15 protein-coding genes are annotated in these 17,929 nt (G+C 70.0%); 6 read left to right on the top strand and 9 right to left on the bottom strand.

Annotated features, from left to right (window positions below; translation table 11 throughout):
• Positions 1-177: 177 nt before the first annotated feature.
• The 5 genes from V6S85_RS10285 to cobA are packed head-to-tail and all read left to right on the top strand — an operon-like array spanning position 178 to position 7,710.
• Positions 178-1,398: a nitrate/nitrite transporter gene (locus tag V6S85_RS10285; protein ID WP_334348872.1), complete on the top strand. Its 1,221-nt coding sequence runs from the start codon at positions 178-180 to the stop codon at positions 1,396-1,398.
• A gap of 29 nt (positions 1,399-1,427) precedes the next feature.
• Positions 1,428-3,893 carry a nitrite reductase large subunit NirB gene (gene nirB / locus V6S85_RS10280; protein ID WP_334348871.1) on the top strand — a complete coding sequence of 822 codons (2,466 nt, stop codon included), beginning with the start codon at positions 1,428-1,430 and terminating at the stop codon, positions 3,891-3,893.
• The gene (gene nirD / locus V6S85_RS10275; protein ID WP_116564724.1) at positions 3,890-4,243 is read left to right on the top strand and encodes a nitrite reductase small subunit NirD; all 354 of its coding nucleotides are present in this window, start codon (positions 3,890-3,892) and stop codon (positions 4,241-4,243) included. Before nirB ends, nirD begins: the two co-directional genes overlap by 4 nt.
• Before the next feature lie 4 nt (positions 4,244-4,247).
• Complete coding sequence (locus tag V6S85_RS10270) at positions 4,248-6,932, top strand: molybdopterin-dependent oxidoreductase (protein ID WP_334348870.1); 2,685 nt, start codon at positions 4,248-4,250, stop codon at positions 6,930-6,932.
• Positions 6,925-7,710, top strand: coding sequence for a uroporphyrinogen-III C-methyltransferase (cobA, locus tag V6S85_RS10265; RefSeq protein WP_334348869.1), 786 nt, complete (start codon positions 6,925-6,927; stop codon positions 7,708-7,710). Before V6S85_RS10270 ends, cobA begins: the two co-directional genes overlap by 8 nt.
• 3 nt (positions 7,711-7,713) lie before the next feature.
• Here the strand turns inward: cobA and mdoH are convergent, their stop codons facing one another.
• Together mdoH and metC are read right to left on the bottom strand one after the other, a co-directional pair.
• Positions 7,714-9,624 (bottom strand): glucans biosynthesis glucosyltransferase MdoH, encoded by a 1,911-nt coding sequence (mdoH, locus tag V6S85_RS10260; protein WP_334348868.1) that lies wholly within the window; start codon positions 9,622-9,624, stop codon positions 7,714-7,716.
• A 227-nt stretch (positions 9,625-9,851) separates the two neighbouring features.
• A complete protein-coding gene (gene metC / locus V6S85_RS10255) occupies positions 9,852-11,006 on the bottom strand; it encodes a cystathionine beta-lyase (protein ID WP_334348867.1) in 1,155 nt (384 codons plus the stop codon).
• A 156-nt stretch (positions 11,007-11,162) separates the two neighbouring features.
• Here metC and V6S85_RS10250 point away from each other — a divergent pair, with 156 nt between their 5' ends.
• Positions 11,163-11,696, top strand: a complete 534-nt coding sequence (locus tag V6S85_RS10250) for a hypothetical protein (protein WP_334348866.1) — start codon at positions 11,163-11,165, stop codon at positions 11,694-11,696.
• A gap of 446 nt (positions 11,697-12,142) precedes the next feature.
• Here V6S85_RS10250 and V6S85_RS10245 read toward each other — a convergent pair whose 3' ends face one another.
• The 7 genes from V6S85_RS10245 to V6S85_RS10215 form a co-directional block, all read right to left on the bottom strand.
• Positions 12,143-13,666, bottom strand: a complete 1,524-nt coding sequence (locus tag V6S85_RS10245) for a GDL motif peptide-associated radical SAM/SPASM maturase (RefSeq protein ID WP_334348865.1) — start codon at positions 13,664-13,666, stop codon at positions 12,143-12,145.
• 79 nt (positions 13,667-13,745) lie between these two features.
• Positions 13,746-13,925, bottom strand: coding sequence for a DUF1843 domain-containing protein (locus V6S85_RS10240; protein ID WP_116564711.1), 180 nt, complete (start codon positions 13,923-13,925; stop codon positions 13,746-13,748).
• A gap of 5 nt (positions 13,926-13,930) precedes the next feature.
• Positions 13,931-14,104 carry a DUF1843 domain-containing protein gene (locus V6S85_RS10235; RefSeq protein WP_334348864.1) on the bottom strand — a complete coding sequence of 58 codons (174 nt, stop codon included), beginning with the start codon at positions 14,102-14,104 and terminating at the stop codon, positions 13,931-13,933.
• Between the two features lie 234 nt (positions 14,105-14,338).
• Positions 14,339-15,193 carry a 3-mercaptopyruvate sulfurtransferase gene (gene sseA / locus V6S85_RS10230; RefSeq protein WP_116564707.1) on the bottom strand — a complete coding sequence of 285 codons (855 nt, stop codon included), beginning with the start codon at positions 15,191-15,193 and terminating at the stop codon, positions 14,339-14,341.
• A gap of 69 nt (positions 15,194-15,262) precedes the next feature.
• Positions 15,263-16,261 carry a cysteine synthase A gene (locus V6S85_RS10225; protein ID WP_334348863.1) on the bottom strand — a complete coding sequence of 333 codons (999 nt, stop codon included), beginning with the start codon at positions 16,259-16,261 and terminating at the stop codon, positions 15,263-15,265.
• Between the two features lie 114 nt (positions 16,262-16,375).
• Complete coding sequence (locus tag V6S85_RS10220) at positions 16,376-16,660, bottom strand: hypothetical protein (RefSeq protein WP_116489535.1); 285 nt, start codon at positions 16,658-16,660, stop codon at positions 16,376-16,378.
• A gap of 13 nt (positions 16,661-16,673) precedes the next feature.
• Positions 16,674-17,900 (bottom strand): SAM-dependent methyltransferase, encoded by a 1,227-nt coding sequence (locus V6S85_RS10215; RefSeq protein WP_116564703.1) that lies wholly within the window; start codon positions 17,898-17,900, stop codon positions 16,674-16,676.
• Positions 17,901-17,929: the final 29 nt, after the last annotated feature.

Raw genomic sequence — 17,929 nt, 5'->3', positions numbered from 1 at the left:
GTTGTGCAGGGGCGCCTGCCATACAGCCCGTGACATCCGTCCCCGGACCGATGTTCAGTGACATCAAGCCTTCGGACAACGGCGTCCGTGGCTGCCAGAGACGACCGCTCGGATGCGGTCACCCGACGAGGCGACGACGCCTCGCTCTCGCAGACACGCAACACTCCGAGGCGCATCATGATTTCTCGTGACTTCCTCAAGGCCGGCCATACGCCGACCCTGTTCGCCGCGTTCCTCTATTTCGACCTGTCCTTCATGGTCTGGGTGATCCTGGGCCCGCTGGGCGTGGCCATCGCCAAGGACTTCGGCCTCGACCCGGCCCAGAAGGGCCTGATGGTCGCCATCCCCGTCCTCGCCGGCGCCCTGCTGCGCCTGGTCAACGGCATCCTGGTCGACCGCATCGGCCCGAAGAAGACCGGCATGATCGGCCAACTGATCGTGCTTACGGGCCTGGCCGCGGCCTGGACGCTGGGCGTGCACAACTATCACCAGATCCTGGCGCTGGGCATCGTGCTCGGCGTGGCCGGCGCTTCGTTCGCGGTCGCCCTGCCGCTGGCCTCGCGCTGGTACCCGCAGGAGCACCAGGGCCTGGCCCTGGGCATCGCCGGCGCCGGCAACTCGGGCACCGCCCTGGCCGCCCTGTTCGCGCCGATGCTGGCCAAGACCTTCGGCTGGCAGAATGTCATCGGCCTGGCCGCCATTCCGCTGGCCGTCGCCTTCGTCGTCTACATGCTGCTGGCCAAGGACGCCCCCGAACAGCCCGCGCCCAAGAAGCTGGCCGAGTATCTGGACGTGCTGAAGGTTCCGGACGCCTGGTGGCTGATGCTGCTCTACGGCGTGACCTTCGGCGGCTTCGTGGGCCTTGCCTCGTCGCTGACCATCTACTTCAACGCCGAGTACGGCCTGGACCCGGTGATCGCCGGCTTCTTCACCGCCGCCTGCGTCTTCGCCGGCTCGTTCATCCGTCCGGTGGGCGGCGCGCTGGCCGACCGTCATGGCGGCGTGCGCACCCTCAGCATCGTCTACGCCCTGGCGGCGCTGGGCCTGGGCGTCGCCAGCTTCAAGCTGCCCTCGCACTGGATCGCCCTGGCGGTGCTGATGTTCTCGATGCTGGCCCTGGGCGCGGGCAACGGCGCGGTGTTCCAGTTGGCCCCGCAGCGCTTCCGCAAGGAGATCGGCGTCATGACCGGCCTGATCGGCATGACCGGCGGCATCGGCGGCTTCTACCTGGCCTCGACCCTCGGCTTGGCCAAGAAGCTGACCGGCGACTACCAGATCGGCTTCCTCGGCTTCGCGGCCCTGGCGCTGTTCGCGCTGCTGGCCCTGCACGGCCTGAAGGCCCGCTGGCGCGCCGTCTGGCCGACCCTGCACGGCGACGCCGCCCCGGTCCGCGTCTGATTTCCCTCTCTCCGCAACGAGCTAGAACCATGACCAAGGAAAAGCTGGTCGTCATCGGCAACGGCATGGCCGGTTGCCGGGCGGTCGAGGAAATCCTCAAGCGCGATCCCGAGCGCTACGAGATCGCCATCTTCGGCGCCGAGCCGCGGGTGAACTACAACCGCATCATGCTCTCGCCCGTGCTGGCGGGCGAAAAGACCTTCGACGACATCGTCATCAACGACGAGGCCTGGTACCGCGACAACGGCGTCACGCTGCATGCCGGCCGTTGGGTCACGGGTGTCGACCTGGAGGCCCGCAAGGTGATCGCCGAGGGCGGCCTGGAGGTCGCCTACGACAAGCTGATCCTGGCCACCGGCTCGGATCCGTTCCGCCTGCCGCTGCCGGGCGCCGACCTGTCGGGCGTGGTCACCTTCCGCGACCTCGACGACGTCGACGCCATGATCGCCGCCTCGGCCAAGCCGGGCGCCCGGGCCGTAGTCATCGGCGGCGGCCTGCTGGGTCTGGAAGCCGCCTACGGCCTGGCCCGTCGCGGCATGGGCGCCACCGTCGTCCACCTGATGGACGTGCTGATGGAGCGCCAGCTGGACGAAAGCGCCGGCTACCTGCTGCGTGAGGCCTTGCTGGAGCGGGGCGTCGAGACCGTTCTCGGCGCGCATTCCGAAGCCATCGTCGGCGAGGGCGGCAAGGTCACCGGCCTGAAGCTGAAAGACGGCCGCATCCTGCCTTGCGACATCCTGGTGATGGCTGTCGGCATCCGTCCGAACGCTACGCTCGCGAAAGCCAGCGGCCTGCAGGTCAATCGCGGCATCATCGTCGACGACGCCATGCGCACCTCTGATCCGGCCGTCTTCTCGGTCGGCGAGTGCGTCGAGCACCGCGGCAACTGCTACGGCCTGGTGGCTCCCATCTGGGACATGTGCCGAGCTCTGGCCGAAGAGGTGACCGACGGGGAGGGCGCTTATCAGGGTTCGGTCCTGTCGACCCGCCTGAAGGTTTCGGGCGTCGACGTATTCTCGGCCGGCAAGTTCGCCGGCGGCGAGGGCTGCGAGGACATCGTGTTCCGCGACGCGGCTCGCGGCGTCTACAAGCGCGTGGTCATCGAGGACGGCCGGGTCGCCGGCGCGGTGCTGTTCGGCGATGCGGCCGACGGCGGCTGGTACTTCGACCTGATGAAGGCCGGGACCGATGTCGCCGAAATCCGCGACACCATCATCTTCGGCCAGGCGATCACGGAGGGGCTGTCCGGCCTGGACCCTAGCGCGGCCGTTGCGGCCATGCCCGACACGCAGGAAATCTGCGGCTGCAACGGCGTCTGCAAGGGTGCGATCACGTCCGCGATCACCGCCCAGGGCCTGACCTCCCTGGACGACGTGCGCGCCGTCACCAAGGCGTCGGCCTCGTGCGGTTCTTGCACGCCGCTGGTCGAGCAGGTCATCAAGGCCACGCTCGGCGACGGCTTCAAGGCCCAGACCGGCCCCAAGCCGATGTGCAAGTGCACCTCGCATCCGCACGGCGTGGTGCGCGAGGCGATCCTGGCCCGGGACCTGAAGTCCATGCCGGCGGTCATGCAGGCCATGGAATGGACCACGCCCGACGGCTGCGCCTCGTGCCGCCCGGCGCTGAACTACTACCTGCTGTGCGCCTGGCCCGGCGAGTATGTCGACGACAGCCAGTCGCGCTTCATCAACGAACGCGTCCACGCCAACATCCAGAAGGACGGCACCTACAGCGTCGTGCCGCGCATGTGGGGCGGCATGACCACGCCCGACGAACTGCGCGCCATCGCCGACGTCGCCGACAAGTACGCCATTCCGGCGGTGAAGGTGACCGGCGGCCAGCGCATCGACCTCTTGGGCGTGCAGAAGGACGACCTGCCGGCGGTATGGGCCGACCTCAACGCCGCGGGCATGGTCAGCGGCCACGCCTACGCCAAGGGCCTGCGCACGGTGAAGACCTGCGTCGGTTCAGAATGGTGCCGGTTCGGCACCCAGGACTCCACGGGCCTCGGCATCAAGCTCGAGAAGTTCATGTGGGGCTCGTGGGCGCCCGCCAAGGTCAAGCTGGCTGTGTCGGGTTGCCCGCGCAACTGCGCGGAATCGACCTGCAAGGATATCGGCGTGATCTGCGTCGACAGCGGTTACGAGATCCATGTCGGCGGCGCCGCCGGCCTGCACATCCAGGGCACGCAGCTCTTGACCAAGGTCGCCACCGAGGAGGAGGCGATCCAGCTGATCTCGGCGGTCATGCAGATGTACCGGGAGGGCGGCTGGTACCTGGAGCGGATCTACAAGTGGATGGCCCGCATCGGCCTGGAGACGATCCACGCCGCCACCGTCGAGGACCTCGACAACCGCGCGGCGCTCTTCGCCCGCTTCGTGAAGTCGCAGGAGACCGCCCAGGTCGATCCGTGGGCCGAGCGCGCCAGCAAGGGCGTCGAGGCCGGTGAATTTTCGCCGATGGCGACGCTTCCGATGGGGATGGCTGCGGAATGACGATCCAGACTTTCGACATCGATCCGGCCTGGCACGACGTCGGCGCCGTCACCGACATCCCCGAGCGCGGCGCGCGTCGGGTGGCGACGGCGCAGGGCGACGTGGCGGTGTTCCGCACGGGTGACGGCCAGGTCTTCGCGCTGGTCGACCGCTGTCCGCACAAGCACGGTCCGCTCAGCCAGGGCATCGTCCATGGCCACGGCGTGACCTGTCCGCTGCACAGCTGGGTCATCGACCTGAAGACCGGCCACCCCACCGGCGCCGACGCCGGCAAGGGCTGCACGCCGGTCGTGCCGGTGCGGGTGCAGGACGGCCGCGTCCTGCTGGCCCAGCCGGTGATGGCGGGCTGATCCCATGGCCGACGGCTCCGGCGTCATCGCGACGGTCAGGACCACCTGCCCCTATTGCGGCGTCGGTTGCGGCGTCGCGGGCGCGGCGGGTGGAGGCAGGACGCTGGCGGTGTCCGGCGATCCCGCCCATCCGGCCAACAAGGGCCGGCTGTGCTCAAAGGGCTCGGCCCTCGGCGCCACGGTCGGCCTGCAGGGACGTCTCCTTGAGCCGTCGATCAACGGCCGTACGGTCAGCTGGGGCGAGGCCACCGCGCTGGTGGCCAAGCGCTTTCGCGACACCATCGCCCGCCACGGCCGCGACAGCGTCGCCTTCTACGTCTCGGGCCAATTGCTGACCGAGGACTACTACGTCGCCAACAAGCTGATGAAAGGGTTCATCGGCTCGGGCAACATCGACACCAACAGCCGCCTCTGCATGGCCTCGGCCGTGGCGGCGCACAAGCAGGCCTTCGGCGCCGACCTGGTGCCCGGCTGCTACGAAGACCTCGACGAGGCCGACCTGGTGGTCTTCGCCGGCCACAACGCCGCCTGGACCCACCCGATCCTGTTCCGTCGGCTGGAGGCCGCCAAGGCCCGCGGCCAGAAGCACATTGTCATTGATCCGCGCCGCACCGACACCGCCGAGGGCGCGGACCTGCACCTGGCCATCGCCCCGCAGAGCGACGTGCGCCTCTGGAATGGCCTGCTGGCCGAACTCGACCGTCGCGGGCTGCTGGATCTCACCTATGTCGCCGAGCACGTGAACGGGATCGACGCCGTCCGCGAAGCCCTGGCGCAGGATGACCAGTCGCCCGCCGTCGTCGCCGCCGACTGCGGTATCGCGGTCGAAGACCTGCTGGCCTTCTACGACCTGTTCGCCGCCCATCCCAAGACGGTCAGCCTGTTCTCGATGGGCTCCAACCAGTCGGCCCAGGGCGTGGCCAAGGGTCTGGCGATCCTCAACGTCCACCTGGCCACGGGTCGGATCGGCAAGCCGGGCGCCTGCCCGTTCTCGATCACCGGCCAGCCCAACGCCATGGGCGGCCGCGAGACCGGCGGCATGGCCAACACCCTGGCCGGCCACATGGACTTCGCGCCCGAGGATCGTGATCGCGTCGCCCGCTTCTGGGGCGCGCCGCACACCGCCCGCGCGCCGGGCCTCAAGGCCGTCGAGATGTTCGAGGCCGTGCGGTCGGGCAAGATCAAGGCGATCTGGGTGATGGCCACCAACCCCGCCGTCAGCCTGCCTGACGCCGGCGCGGTGCGCGAGGCGCTGGAGGCCTGTCCCTTCGTCGTCGTCTCCGACTGCGTCGAGACCGACACCACGGCCTACGCCCATGTGAAGCTTCCCGCGCTGGCCTGGGCCGAGAAGGACGGCACGGTCACCAATTCCGAGCGTCGCATCTCGCGCCAGCGGGCCTTGTTTCCGGCGCCTGGCCAGGCCCGCGCCGACTGGCGGATCATGGCCGACGTCGCGCAAGGCATGGGCTTCGATGGTTTCGGCTGGCCTTCCCAGGCCTCGATCTTCCGCGAGTGGGCGCGCCTGACGTCCTACGAGAACCAGGGTTCGCGCCTGCTCGACCTGACCGGCCTGGCGCCGATGGCGCCTGACGACTACGCGGCCATGACCCCGATCCAGTGGCCGGTCCGCGCCGACGGCAAGGGCACGCCGCGCCTGTTCGTCGACGGTCGCTTCCAGACGCCCGATGGCCGTGCCCGCATGGTCCCGGTGCGTCCCAAGGGACCGGCCGACGCCGTCAGCGACGCCTTCCCGATGTCGCTCAACACCGGCCGCATTCGGGATCAGTGGCACACCATGACCCGCACGGGTCTGGCCCCCGACCTCTGCCGCCATGCGCCCGAGCCCTTCGTCGAGATCCACCCCCGCGACGCCGAGATCGCCGGCATCAAGGACGGCGCGCTCACCCGCGTCTCCACGGCGCGCGGCGAGGCCGTCGCCCTGGCCAAGGTCACCGACCGCCAGCGGCTCGGCGGCCTGTTCATGCCGATGCACTGGACAGACGCCTTCGCGCCGTCGGGCAAGTCCAACCACCTGATCGCGCCGAACCTCGATCCGGCCTCCGGTCAGCCGGAGTTCAAGCACACCCCGGCCCGGGCGCGGCCCTATCGCGAGACCTGGAAGGGTTTCTTCCTGAGCCGCGAGATCATCGCCGCGCCGGCCAATCTCGACCTCGTCTGGCGGCGCATCCCGCAGGACGCCGCGCAGCTTCACGAGTTCGCTGGCCGCGGCGACGCGTCCGAACGCGACGCCTTGCGCAAGCGCCTGACGAAGGGTCTGGCCGGCGAGACCACGGTGTTCGAGGACGCCGGCGCCGGGTCGCGGCGCGAGGCCTGGATCGAGGATGGCAAGTTGGTCGCCGTGCTGTTCCAGACCGCCGCCGGCCGCCTGCCGCCGCGCGACTGGCTGGCCGACCTGTTCGCTCTGGACCAATTGACCGCTGAGGCCCGCTCGGCCCTGCTGATCGGCCGCCCGCCCGGCGCGCCCGTCGACAAGGGCCCGATGGTCTGCGCCTGCCTGAAGGTGGGGAGCAAGGCCGTCGACGCCGCCATCGCCGCTGGAGCCGCCAGCGCCGACGCGGTCGGCGCGGCCACTGGCGCTGGAACCAACTGCGGCTCGTGCCGTCCGGAGATCGCCCGGATGATCGCCGCCGCCGCTTCTCTCAAGGCCAAGGAGACCGCCGATGCGTGACGCTGCTGCTCTGGGTGACGTCCTGCTGGTCGGCGCCGGTCCCGGCCCGGTCGACCTGATGACCCTGCGCGCCGCCCGCGCGGTGGAGAGCGCGCAGGCGCTGCTCTATGACGCCCTGGTCTCGGACGAGGCGATCGCCCTGGCCCCGGCCGGTTGCGTTCGCATCCTCACTGGCAAGCGTTCAGGCCGGCCCAGCATGAAGCAAGAGGCGATCAACCGCCTGATGTTGCGCCTGGCGAGGCGGGGCCTGCGCGTCGTGCGGCTGAAGGGCGGGGATCCGTCGGTTTTCGGCCGGGTGGGCGAAGAGGCCGAGTTCCTGCGCGCCCATGACGTGTCGGTCGAGGTCGTGCCGGGGGTCACCGCCGCCAGCGCCGCCGCCGCCCAGTTCAACTTCCCGCTAACCCATCGCGGCGAGGCCCGACGGGTGATCTTCACCACGGCCCGGGTCGGCAGCGGCGACGTCATCGAGGACTGGACCGCCGCGTCGGATCCTGAGGCGACAGTCGCCGTCTACATGGGCGGCGAAGCGGCCGCCGAACTCGGCCATCGCCTGATCGCGGCCGGCCGGTCTCCGAGCACGCCGGCCCTGGTCGTCGAGCGGGCCGGCGATCCGGCCGCGGCCCTGCGCACTGGCCGCCTCGACACGCTGCCGCAGTTGCTGGCCGGCGGGACGGGCGGTCCGGTCCTGATCGTCATCGGCGCGGTGGCGCGCCGCGCCCAGGACCTGCGCTGGACGCCGGAACTGGCGCAGATCGAGGAAGCTGCCCGGCGGGCGTGAGCCTCAGGCCGTGGCCATGGCCGTCGCGCCTTCGTCCTCTTCTTCCCGCAACCGAAGCTGCGGACCAGCGGCCCGGCCGTAGGCCTCGCGCAGCAGGCGCGAGGGCGACAGTTCGCACGGCGCCAGCAGCAGGCCGCGCTTGCGCAGGGCCAGGCCCCAGCGAGCGCTGCCGGTCAGCACCGAGGCGGCGGGAGCGATCAGCAGGCCGACGGCCGCCGGCAGGATCCAGACCCCGAGCGACGGTCCTGCCAGGGCGGCGCAGGCCAGCAGAATGAAGCCGGCGGCGATCTCGGGCGTATGGCGCTTGAAAGCCTCGCGCCAGAGAGTGCCCTCGGCCTCGCGGCGCTGGGCCGCCCAGCCGGAATCGCGGCCGGCCAGGATGTCGACCAGGCAGCGCGCGTGACCGAACAGGATGGTCGGCGCCGTCAGGGTCGAGTGCAGCGTTTCCACCGCCACGGAGACCAGCAGCGGGCCGATACCGCCGAAGCCCCCGGCCTTGCCCTCCTTGCACGTCAGGATCACGGCCAGCAGCTTGGGCGCGAACAGGAAGCCGAGCGACACGGCGAAGGCCGCCGCCGCGCCCTCGACCAGGAAGAGCTCGGCCCGCGCGCCGCCCAGGACGGGGAAGGCGGCGAGCATGGCGCTCAGCACCACCAGCAGCAGCCACACCGGCGCCAGCGCATAGGCCAGGGCCCCGCGCAGCAGGTGCAGGCGGCTGACCGGATGCAGGCCCTTCACGCCCAGGATGCCCAGGTGCTGGAGGTTGCCTTGGCTCCAGCGGCGATCGCGCACGAGCATGTCCGACAGGGTGGGCGGGGCCTCTTCGTGCACGTCGTCCAGCGACGGGGCCATGCGCACCGCCCAGCCGCCGCGCCGCATCAGGGCGGCCTCGACGAAGTCGTGGCTGAGGATCGCGCCGCCGAACGGGGCCTTGCCAGGCAGGTGCGGCAGGCCGCAGCACTCGGCGAAGGCCTTGGTGCGGATCATGGCGTTGTGGCCGAAGTAGTTGGCCTCGGCGCCGCTCCACCAGGCCAGGGCCCAGGTCGCGAGGGGGCCGTAGACCCAGCTGGCGAACTGCTCGGCGCGGCCAAACAGGGTGGTGCGGCCAACGATGGTCGTACCGGCCTGCAGCACGCCCAGCACCGGATCTGTCTCCATCGCCCCGGCCATGCGGCGCAGCGAGCGGGCGCTGATCAGGCTGTCGGCGTCGAGCACCGCCATGCACTCGTAGGCGCCGCCGAACCGGCGCACCCATTCGGCCAGGTTGCCGGTCTTGCGGTCGGTGTTCTGCTCGCGGCGACGATAGTAGAGGCGGGTGGGCGAGGGCCCCGAACGCGCGGCGATCACCGCCAGGCGCTCGGCCTCGGCGATGTCGGGATCGCGGGTGTCGCTGAGCACGAAGATGTCGAAGGTCGACGACAGCCGCTCGCGGTCGAGGTCGGCGCGCATGGCCTCGATGCGGGCGAAGACGGCGGTGACGTCCTCGTTATAGATCGGCGCCAGCAGGGCGACCTTCTTGCGCAGGTGCGGCGGCGGATCGTCCAGCCGCCGTTCCCAGGTGTCGGGGTTCAGGGCCAACTGGAAGCCGCCCAGGGCGGCGGCGCAGGAAAAGCCGGTCCAGGCCAGCAACACGGCCACCAGCAGGGCGTCGATCCATTCCAGCAGGGTGACGCCGCCGGCCGTGAAGGCGTCCAGCATCGTCGTCAGGCCGAAGGCGAAGGCCAGGATCGTGAAGGCGCCCAGGCCAAGGCGCCGACGCTGCCGCGAGCGAGCCAGCCGGCGCCAGCCGACGTCGGGGTCGGACAGTTCGCGGACGGGCATGTCCATCGCGGACTCGGCTGGGAGCCAGGCGGCCGGCGGCGTCTTATCGGGAACGTTGCAAGGCGGAAGCCGGTCGGCGAGGCGTATGTCCATCAAGGGTCCTTTCGCGCGAAGAACCCTCACGGCGACAATCAGTTGCGATGCGAAGGAAATATAACCACGGTCAAGTTTCAGAGACGCGTGGTCGCGCTATGTACTGCTGAATAACTTCGCATATTTAGGCCTTTAGGCATAATCTGGCCGCGCTTGCGGCGAGTATGTGGCGCTTTGTTGCGATGCGGAAAAGATCGGCTCAAGGGCGGCAATCGGCCGCCCTTCCGTCAGGCCGCGGCCAGGGCCCTGAAGCCGCGCTCCAGATCGCCGATCAGGTCGATCGGGTCCTCCAGCCCGATATGCAGGCGAAGCAGCGGGCCTTCGAAGTTCACCGGCGTCGAGCGGCTCTTCAGCTGCGGGTCGCAGTGGATCGCCAGGCTCTCGAAGCCGCCCCAGGAGAAGCCGAGGCCGAACAGGGTCAGGGCGTCGAGGAGGGCGTGAACCGAGCGCTGGGTGGTGGGCTTCAACACCACGCCGAACAGGCCGCAGGCGCCGGTGAAGTCGCGCTTCCAGATCGCGTGGCCGGGATCGTCTGGCAGGGCGGGGTGCAGCACGCGGGCCACCTCAGGTCGCTGTTCCAGCCAGCGGGCCACCGCCAGGCCGTTGGCCTCGTGGCGGGGCATGCGCGTGGCCAGGGTCCGCAGGCCGCGCAGCATCGTGTAGGCGTCGTCAGGCGAGACCGACCAGCCCACGTCCCACATGGCGTTGCCCAGCTCGTCGCCGATCACCGGGTCCATGGTCGTGGCGCTGCCCATGAAGCAGTCCGAGTGGCCGCCGACATATTTGGTCAGGGCCTGGACGCTGATGGTCACGCCGTGGGCCAGCGGCTTGAAGAGCAGGCCGGCCCCCCAGGTGTTGTCGATCAGGGTGAGGACGCCGCGCGCCTTGGCGGCCGCGGCGATGGCCGGGACGTCCTGCATCTCGAAGGTCAGCGAGCCCGGGGCCTCCAGCAGGATCAGCCGGGTGTTGGGCTGGACCAGGGCCATCAGGGCGTCGGCGTCGAGAGCCGGGTCGTAATAACGGGTGGTGACGCCGAAGCGGGTGAGGAAACGGTCGCAGAACCGGCGGGTGGGCTTGTAGGCGCTGTCGACCACCAGCACGTCGTCGCCGGCCTTCAGCACCGCCATCATCGCCCCGGTGATCGCCGCCAGCCCCGACGGGTACAGCGTCACGTCCGGCGAGCCCTCCAGTTCGGCCAGGGCCGCCTGCAGGGCGGCGGGCGAGGACAGGCCGGTGATGCCGTAGGTCAGCTGGCTGTCGTCATACAGCGACGCGGCGCTCGGCATCAGCACGGTCGAGCCGCGCTGGATCGGCGGATTGACGGTGCGCGCCAGCGACGGGGCTTGCAGGCCCGAGCGTATCAGGCGGGTCTTTTCGTCCATGGCGGCGGGACTCGTAAGCACGGGAGGGAACCCGTCGTTTAAGGGCGTGGGCGGCCGGGGTTCAAGCGTTCGATCAACGTCCTGGCGAGCGGCGTGGGGAATCGGCCATCTAGGAGGCGACGTCCGGCGGGGGCCGGCGCCGTATCGGGGGATGAGATGAGAGTTCCGGTTTCGCTTCTGGCGCTGTCGGCGTCGATGGTCGCCGCCGCCGCTCGGGCCGAGGACCCGCCGCCCACGCCGCCGCCGGCCGAGGTTTCGGCCCTGGCCGGCTGCTGGAAAGGCGAGGGGACTGTCATGGGCAAGCCGGTGACCATCGCCCTGTCGGCCCGGCCGATCGTGGGCGGGGCGATGATGCTGGTCGAGGCCGACAGCGTCGCCAAGGCCGATCCGGCCGACACCTATGCCGCCCACCTGCTGCTGGGCGGCCGCACGACCAAGGCCGGGGAGCCGGCCGTGATCGTCGGCCTGTGGGCCGACAGCTTCGGCGGCGACGGCGCCTCGCAGGGCGCGGGCAAGGTCGCGCCGAATGGCTTCGAGGTCAGCTATCCCTATGGCGAGGCCGCCTTCGTCAATCGCTGGGCGCGGGCTGGGGAGCATCTGAGCTGGTCCATCGTCATGCGCGGCGCGAGCGGGAGGGAGCAGGGATTCGCGAGCTATGAGTTCGTGCGGGCGGGGTGTGGGAAGGGGTAAGGCGGTCTGGAGCTCCTCCCGTGGGGGACGTGATCGCGCAGCGATCGGTGGGGGGAGTTGGTGATGACCTTCGGGCATAGCGGAAGCTGAGAACGTCCCCCTCCGGCCCTTCGGGCCACCTCCCCCAGAAGGGGAGGATCTGTATGGGCGACCTCCTCCGCAAGGGGAGGTTCCTCGAGACCGCCTTCCTGGGCCTTGTGCCCAGGATCCAGGGTTCAGCCTGCTCAGATTTTTCGAGTTCGGCTCAGGTTTGAGCAGCGGCCGGCATGGGCCCTCGCCACGAGGGCGAGGGAAGCGGGTGTTGGTGGGGCGCGCGATCGGCCGGCGTCTCGAAAGCTGAGAACGTCCCCCTCCGGCCCTTCGGGCCACCTTCCCCAGAGGGAGAGGATCTTGGCGCGTCGGCTGTAGCGGCGTAAGCCCTCGCTCTCCCTCCGGGAGAGGGTCGTTCAGCCCCCGATCCCGCCCAGCACGCGCCGGGCCTGTTCGATCAGGGCGCGGCGGCGTTCGGCGGCTTGCGCGTGTTGACGCTCGACGGCGGCGAGGTCGGCGGCGCAGTGGGGGCACTCGGTCTCGTGGGGCCAGACGTACTGGTCGCACGAACGGCAGACCTTCAGCCTGGACGGCAGGGCGCCGCCGGCGGCGGTGCGCTCGCGATGCGCCACGTGCACCTTCGCGGGGTCGCGGACGGGCAGGGGAACGGTCTGGGCGCCGGGTATGGGTTCGCGCACCAGGGCGAACTCGCCGATGGCGAAGCTGGCGGCCGGGGCGTCCTTGATCTTGGTCACCCGCTCGCGCCAGCCGTGCTTGGCCAGGTCGAGCACCCGGTGGTGGCAGTAGGGGTTGTTGCCGCGCTTGCCCAGCAGGGATTCCGAGGTCCAGGTGCAGCCGGCCCGGCAGACATCGGCGTAGTAGCAGGTGCGGCAGTAATCGTAGAGTTCCTCGACGTCGCGCACGCGGCCGAAGGCCATCTTTTCGCTGTGGCGCCAGATGTCGGCGATGCTCATCTCGCGCACGTTGCCGGCGGCATAGAGCGAGGTGGCGAGCGAGGGGCAGCCCTTGATGGTGCCGTCGGCCTCGATGCCGATGCCGCCCTGGCCGGCGGCGCAGCCGTTCCAATGGTCGGCCTCGTCGCCCAGGCCTCGCCACATGCGCTCATAGGGACCGAAATAGCCGACATTGTTGCCGACGATCATCAGGAGGCCGCGCTCCAGCCCCTCGCGATAGAGTTTGGCCAGGAGCGGCATGACGTCGAGCAGCTGATAGGGCTGGAGCAGGAGGTCGGGGTTGTCGACGGCGTTGCCCATGGCCACGGTCAGCTGGATCTGCCAGTGCGTCGCGCCGGCCTCGATGATCCGCTCCATCAGTTCGGGCAGGTGGGCGGCGGTCTCGGCGCCGATCTGGGTGTTGACCGAGACGGCCAGGCCCCGGGCCTTGGCCCGCTTGAGGGCGCTGATCGCCTGGTCGTAGGAGCCGGGCACGCCGCGTACGCGGTCGTGCAGGTCGGGCAGGCCGTCGATCGAAACGCCGATGCCCTGCAGGCCGGCCTCGGCGGCTTCGTCCAGGCGCTTGTCGGTCAGGTTGCGGGCGCCGGTCTGCACAGCGGTGCGGATGCCGTTGGCGCGGCTGCGGCGGATCAGCTCGATCCAGTCGCGGCGCAGATAGGCCTCGCCGCCGATCAGGGTCAGCTCGCGCGTGCCCAGGGCGGCCAGGTGGTCGATCAACTCCAGCGCCTCGGCGGTGTTCAGCTCGTCCGGACGCGGCCGACCGGCGCGCGAGCCGCAGTGCTGGCACTTGAGATTGCAGGCGAGGGTGACCTCCCAGACCACGTGGACGGGGGTCAGCTCGGCGTAGTCGCGCTCGGTGCGGAAGCGGACCGACTTGCCCTCGGGCGTCGAGCGGGCCTCGGACGCCGGAGCCGCGGAAGGCAGAGCCCCGGAAGCCAGGGCGCCGGACGGCAGGGTGTCGGTCATGCGCGCTTCCCCCGAACTTCGTTGGCCCCGAACCGCGAAACGAAGGCGGCGTCCCCGCATGGGAGACGCCGCCCGCGGGTCAGTAGCTCTTCTTGCCTTCCAGCTTGGCGATCTCGAGCCGGAGCAGCGGCAGCAGGGTGGCCACGTCGCCGTATTCGTCGAGGTGGGCCTGGGCGGCGGCTTCGGCTTCCTTCAGGCGCGAGAGGTCGCCCGAGGCGATGGCGTCGGTCACGGCGACGCCGTAGGGCTTGATGTTCATGGCGATCAGGCCTCGGCTTTGGCGATTTCGATCTTCAGGGCGGCCAGCAGGGTGGCGACGTCGCCGTACTGGTTGAGGTGGGCCTCGGCCTCGGCCTGCAGCTTCTTCAGCTGCTCCAGGTCGCCGGTGGCGATGGCGTCGGTGATGGTGACGGCATAGAGCGGACGGAAAGACGACATGGTGTTTTCTCCCCACGGGCGCGCCGGTTGATCCGCCGGTCGCGCGGTTGCGTGCTCGGCGCGGTTGGCGCGCCGAAGGTCGTTAAGCTGACGGGCACTGGCGGGGAGCGGCGCGCGGCTTGGCCACGCTGAACGGCGGTGCGGGACCGACCCCCAACGCCTGGAGGGTCGGCCACGTGGCGCACCTTGTCAATTCAGGATTGTATATAGAAGTCGTGTAATCTTTGAGTGTTTTTACACAGCCGGACCGGTCGCGACCGGGGCGTCGTCGCGGCCGCCCCACTCGGTCCACGAGCCGTCGTAGACGGCCGCCCGCGGCTTGCCCAGGCGATGCAGGGCCAGCGACACGACCGAGGCGGTGATGCCCGAGCCACAGGTGGTGGCGATCGGCTTTTCGATGTCGACCCCAGCTTCGGCGAAGACGACCTTCAGCTGGTCGGCGGGCAGCATCGTGGCGTCGGCGGCCAGGATGGCGGCCAGCGGGATGTTGCGCGAGCCGGGGATGTGGCCGCTGGCCAGGCCCGCGCGCGGTTCGGGAACCTCGCCGTTGAAGCGGCCCGCGGCGCGGGCGTCGATCACCTGCTCGCGGCCGGTCTCGAGGTTCTTCTTCATCTGGTCGAAGGACCGGACGAGGTCTGCCTGCAGGCGTGGGGTGAAGTGGCGTTCCTGCGGGGCGGCGGGGCCGTCCTCCAGCGGGCGGCCCTCGGCGATCCACTTGGGCAGGCCGCCGTCCAGCACCACGACGTCCTCGTGGCCCATGACGCGGAAGTTCCACCACGCGCGGGCGGCCGGCAGGATGCCGGTGCTGTCGTAGACGACGATGCGCGAGCCGTCGCCGAGGCCGAGCTTGCGCACCCGCGAGGCGAACTTGACGCCGCTGGCCAGCATATGGGGCAGGGGCGAGGCCTCGTCGGAGATCTCGTCGATGTCGAAGAACACCGCACCGGGGATGTGGCCGGCCTCGAACTCGGCCTTCGGGTCGCGCGGCGTGCCGGGCATGAACCACGAGGCGTCGACGATGCGCACGTCCGGGGCGTCGAGATGGTCGGCCAGCCAGGCGGTCGAGACAAGGGGATCGGCGTGGGTCATGGCTGGCCTTTCGGACTGGCGAACAGGGGCGGCAACTTCACGTGCGCCGCCGTTCCGTGCAAGCGCGCCTTACAGCCAGGGCGGCGTCGGCAGGCCCTTCTCGGCCAGGAACTCCGGATTGAAGAGCTTGCTCTGGTAGCGCGAGCCATGGTCGCAGAGGATGGTCACGATGGTGTGGCCGGGACCCAGGTCCCTGGCCAGGCGCACGGCGCCGGCGACGTTGATGCCGGTGGAGCCGCCCAGGCACAGGCCCTCGTGCTGCACCAGGTCGAAGATCTGCTCCATCATCTCCTCGTCGGAGACGCGGTAGGGATGGTCGATGGCCAGGCCTTCGAGGTTGGCGGTGATCCGGCCCTGGCCGATGCCCTCGCTGATCGAATTGCCCTCGGCCTTCAGCTCGCCGGCCGCGTACCAGTTGTAGAGCGAAGCGCCGCCCGGGTCGGCCAGGCCGATCTTCACCTCGGGCTTGCGCTCGCGCAGGGCCTGGGCCACGCCGGCCAGGGTGCCGCCCGAGCCCACGGCGCAGATGAAGCCGTCGACCTTGCCGCCGGTCTGCTCCCAGATCTCCGGGCCGGTCGTGTCGTAGTGGGCCTGGCGGTTGGCGACGTTGTCGAACTGATTGGCCCAGATCGCGCCGTTGGGCTCGGTCCTGGCCAGTTCCTCGGCCAGGCGGCCCGAGTAGCGCACGTAGTTGTCGGGGTTGGAGTAGGGCACGGCGTCGACTTCCACGAGCTCGGCGCCGAGCAGGCGGATGGCGTCCTTCTTCTCCTGGCTCTGGGTGCGCGGGATGACGATGGTGGTCTTGTAGCCGAGCGCGGAGGCGACCATGGCCAGGCCGATGCCGGTGTTGCCGGCCGTGCCCTCGACGACCCGGCCGCCCGGGCGCAGCAGGCCTTTGGCCTCGGCGTCGCGGATGATGCTGAGCGCGGCGCGGTCCTTGACCGACTGGCCGGGGTTCATGAACTCGGCCTTGCCCAGGATCTCGCAGCCGGTGGCCTCGCTGGCCCGATTGAGGCGGATCAGCGGGGTGTTGCCGATGGCGTCGAGAACGTTGGCGGTGACGGGCATGGTCGAAAATCTGCGGCTTCGCGCGAAGAGGCGCCGTTGGAGGCAACGGTAGATCGCGATGCGGCCGCCCGGATCAATCCAGTTTTCCTGAAAGCGGCGGTCGGCGGGGCAGGTTCAGTGTGCGGTCGGCTCGGTCTGGATGACGTTCAGCAGGGCCAGGCCGCCCGCCGCCGCCGTCGCCGCGCACCACGCGCCGCACAGGCCGTCTATGCCCACCAGGCTGTTCTCGACCGCGTCGGCCATGATGCCCTCGGCGACCAGGGACGACGGCTCGCCCAGCAGTTGGTTGTCGTGCAACTCGCGGCACCAGGCGCCGACCGCCTCGACGGGCGTCGCCGCGTCGAACTGCGAGAGGTAGGTGCCGCCGTGGTAGTCGAGGACCAGGGTGAAGAGCGACACGCTTGATGCTCCTCTAGCTGCGCGCCAGGCCAAGCTGGACGACGTTGGTGCGTTCGGTGCGGAAGCCCGCCTCGCAGTAGCTCAGATAGAAGTGCCACAGCCGGCGGAAGCGCTCGTCGAAGCCCAGCGGGCGGATCTGGTCCCAGGCCGCCTCGAACCGTCTGGCCCATTCGGCCAGGGTGTCGGCGTAGTCCTGGCCGAAGCGCCGCACGCCGTCCCACGACAGGCCGGCTCTGTCGGTTTCCTGGCGCAGCCGCGTCTCGCTGGGCAGCATGCCGCCGGGGAAGATGTAGCGCTGGATGAAGTCGGTGTGCCGGCGATAGCGGTCGAACAGATCGTCCTTGATGGTGATGATCTGCAGGCCGGCGCGGCCGCCGGGCGTCAGCACATCGTGGATCTTGCCGAAATAGGTGGGCCAGTATTCCTCGCCGACGGCCTCGAACATCTCGATCGAGGCGACGCCGTCGAACCGGCCCTGCACGTCGCGATAGTCGATCAGCCGGATGTCGGCCTTTTCGGCCAGGCCCTGGTCGAAAAGGCGCTTTTTCGCGAAGTCGTGCTGGGCCTGCGAGATGGTGATGCCGGTGACCTTGGCGCCCACCTCCCTGGCCGCGTACTCGGCGAAGCCGCCCCAGCCGCAGCCGATCTCCAGCACGTGCTTGCCGGGGGCCAGGCCGATGGACTGGGCCAGCGCCTCGTACTTGCGGGTCTGGGCCGCGTCGAGCGAGGCGGCGGCGTCCTTGTCGTAGAGGGCCGACGAATAGGTCATCGTCCGGTCCAGCCACTGGGAATAGAAGGCGTTGCCGAGGTCGTAGTGGGCGTGGATGTTGCGCTTGGAGCCGCTGCGGTCGTTGCGGTTCATCCAGTGGAAGATGACGTTGATCAGGTGCATGACCGGGTTGCCCCGCACCAGGGCCGCCAGCTTGTCGAAGTTCAGCGCGAACGCGGTCAGCACCGCCGACAGGTCGGGCGTGTCCCACTCGCCGGCCATGTAGCCCTCGGCGAAGCCGATGTCGCCCGAGGCGAAGGCCCGGCGGATGAAGCGATAGTCGCGGACGCGGACCACGGCGTCGGGGCCAGGGGTCTTGCCGTCGATGCGCAGGGGCTTGCCCGAGGGCAGGACGAAGGTCAGGGATCCGATCGCCCAGTTCTCGACGGCGATGCGTAGCGCCGTGCGGAAGGCCGGCGGCGCGGCCCGGAGATCTTCGTCTCGCCAGGAGGCGGGCAGGGTGTCGGTCATCAGCGCTCCCAATCCCTTGAATGGGACAA

This window comes from Caulobacter sp. CCNWLW153 (assembly GCF_036889365.1).
GTDB lineage: Bacteria > Pseudomonadota > Alphaproteobacteria > Caulobacterales > Caulobacteraceae > Caulobacter > Caulobacter radicis.
Note: the sequence above shows the minus strand (reverse complement) of the source record. Positions and strands in the feature narration are given on the sequence as shown.

Excerpts from the sequence above, each read along its gene's own strand:
- V6S85_RS10215 (WP_116564703.1), bottom strand. The coding sequence starts at position 17,900 with ATGACCGACACCCTGCCCGCCTCCTGGCGAGACGAAGATCTCCGGGCC.
- nirD (WP_116564724.1), top strand. The coding sequence starts at position 3,890 with ATGACGATCCAGACTTTCGACATCGATCCGGCCTGGCACGACGTCGGC.
- nirB (WP_334348871.1), top strand. The coding sequence starts at position 1,428 with ATGACCAAGGAAAAGCTGGTCGTCATCGGCAACGGCATGGCCGGTTGC.
- sseA (WP_116564707.1), bottom strand. The coding sequence starts at position 15,193 with ATGACCCACGCCGATCCCCTTGTCTCGACCGCCTGGCTGGCCGACCAT.
- V6S85_RS10285 (WP_334348872.1), top strand. The coding sequence starts at position 178 with ATGATTTCTCGTGACTTCCTCAAGGCCGGCCATACGCCGACCCTGTTC.
- V6S85_RS10225 (WP_334348863.1), bottom strand. The coding sequence starts at position 16,261 with ATGCCCGTCACCGCCAACGTTCTCGACGCCATCGGCAACACCCCGCTG.
- V6S85_RS10235 (WP_334348864.1), bottom strand. The coding sequence starts at position 14,104 with ATGTCGTCTTTCCGTCCGCTCTATGCCGTCACCATCACCGACGCCATC.
- V6S85_RS10270 (WP_334348870.1), top strand. The coding sequence starts at position 4,248 with ATGGCCGACGGCTCCGGCGTCATCGCGACGGTCAGGACCACCTGCCCC.
- V6S85_RS10245 (WP_334348865.1), bottom strand. The coding sequence starts at position 13,666 with ATGACCGACACCCTGCCGTCCGGCGCCCTGGCTTCCGGGGCTCTGCCT.
- mdoH (WP_334348868.1), bottom strand. The coding sequence starts at position 9,624 with ATGGACATACGCCTCGCCGACCGGCTTCCGCCTTGCAACGTTCCCGAT.
- V6S85_RS10240 (WP_116564711.1), bottom strand. The coding sequence starts at position 13,925 with ATGAACATCAAGCCCTACGGCGTCGCCGTGACCGACGCCATCGCCTCG.
- metC (WP_334348867.1), bottom strand. The coding sequence starts at position 11,006 with ATGGACGAAAAGACCCGCCTGATACGCTCGGGCCTGCAAGCCCCGTCG.
- cobA (WP_334348869.1), top strand. The coding sequence starts at position 6,925 with ATGCGTGACGCTGCTGCTCTGGGTGACGTCCTGCTGGTCGGCGCCGGT.
- V6S85_RS10250 (WP_334348866.1), top strand. The coding sequence starts at position 11,163 with ATGAGAGTTCCGGTTTCGCTTCTGGCGCTGTCGGCGTCGATGGTCGCC.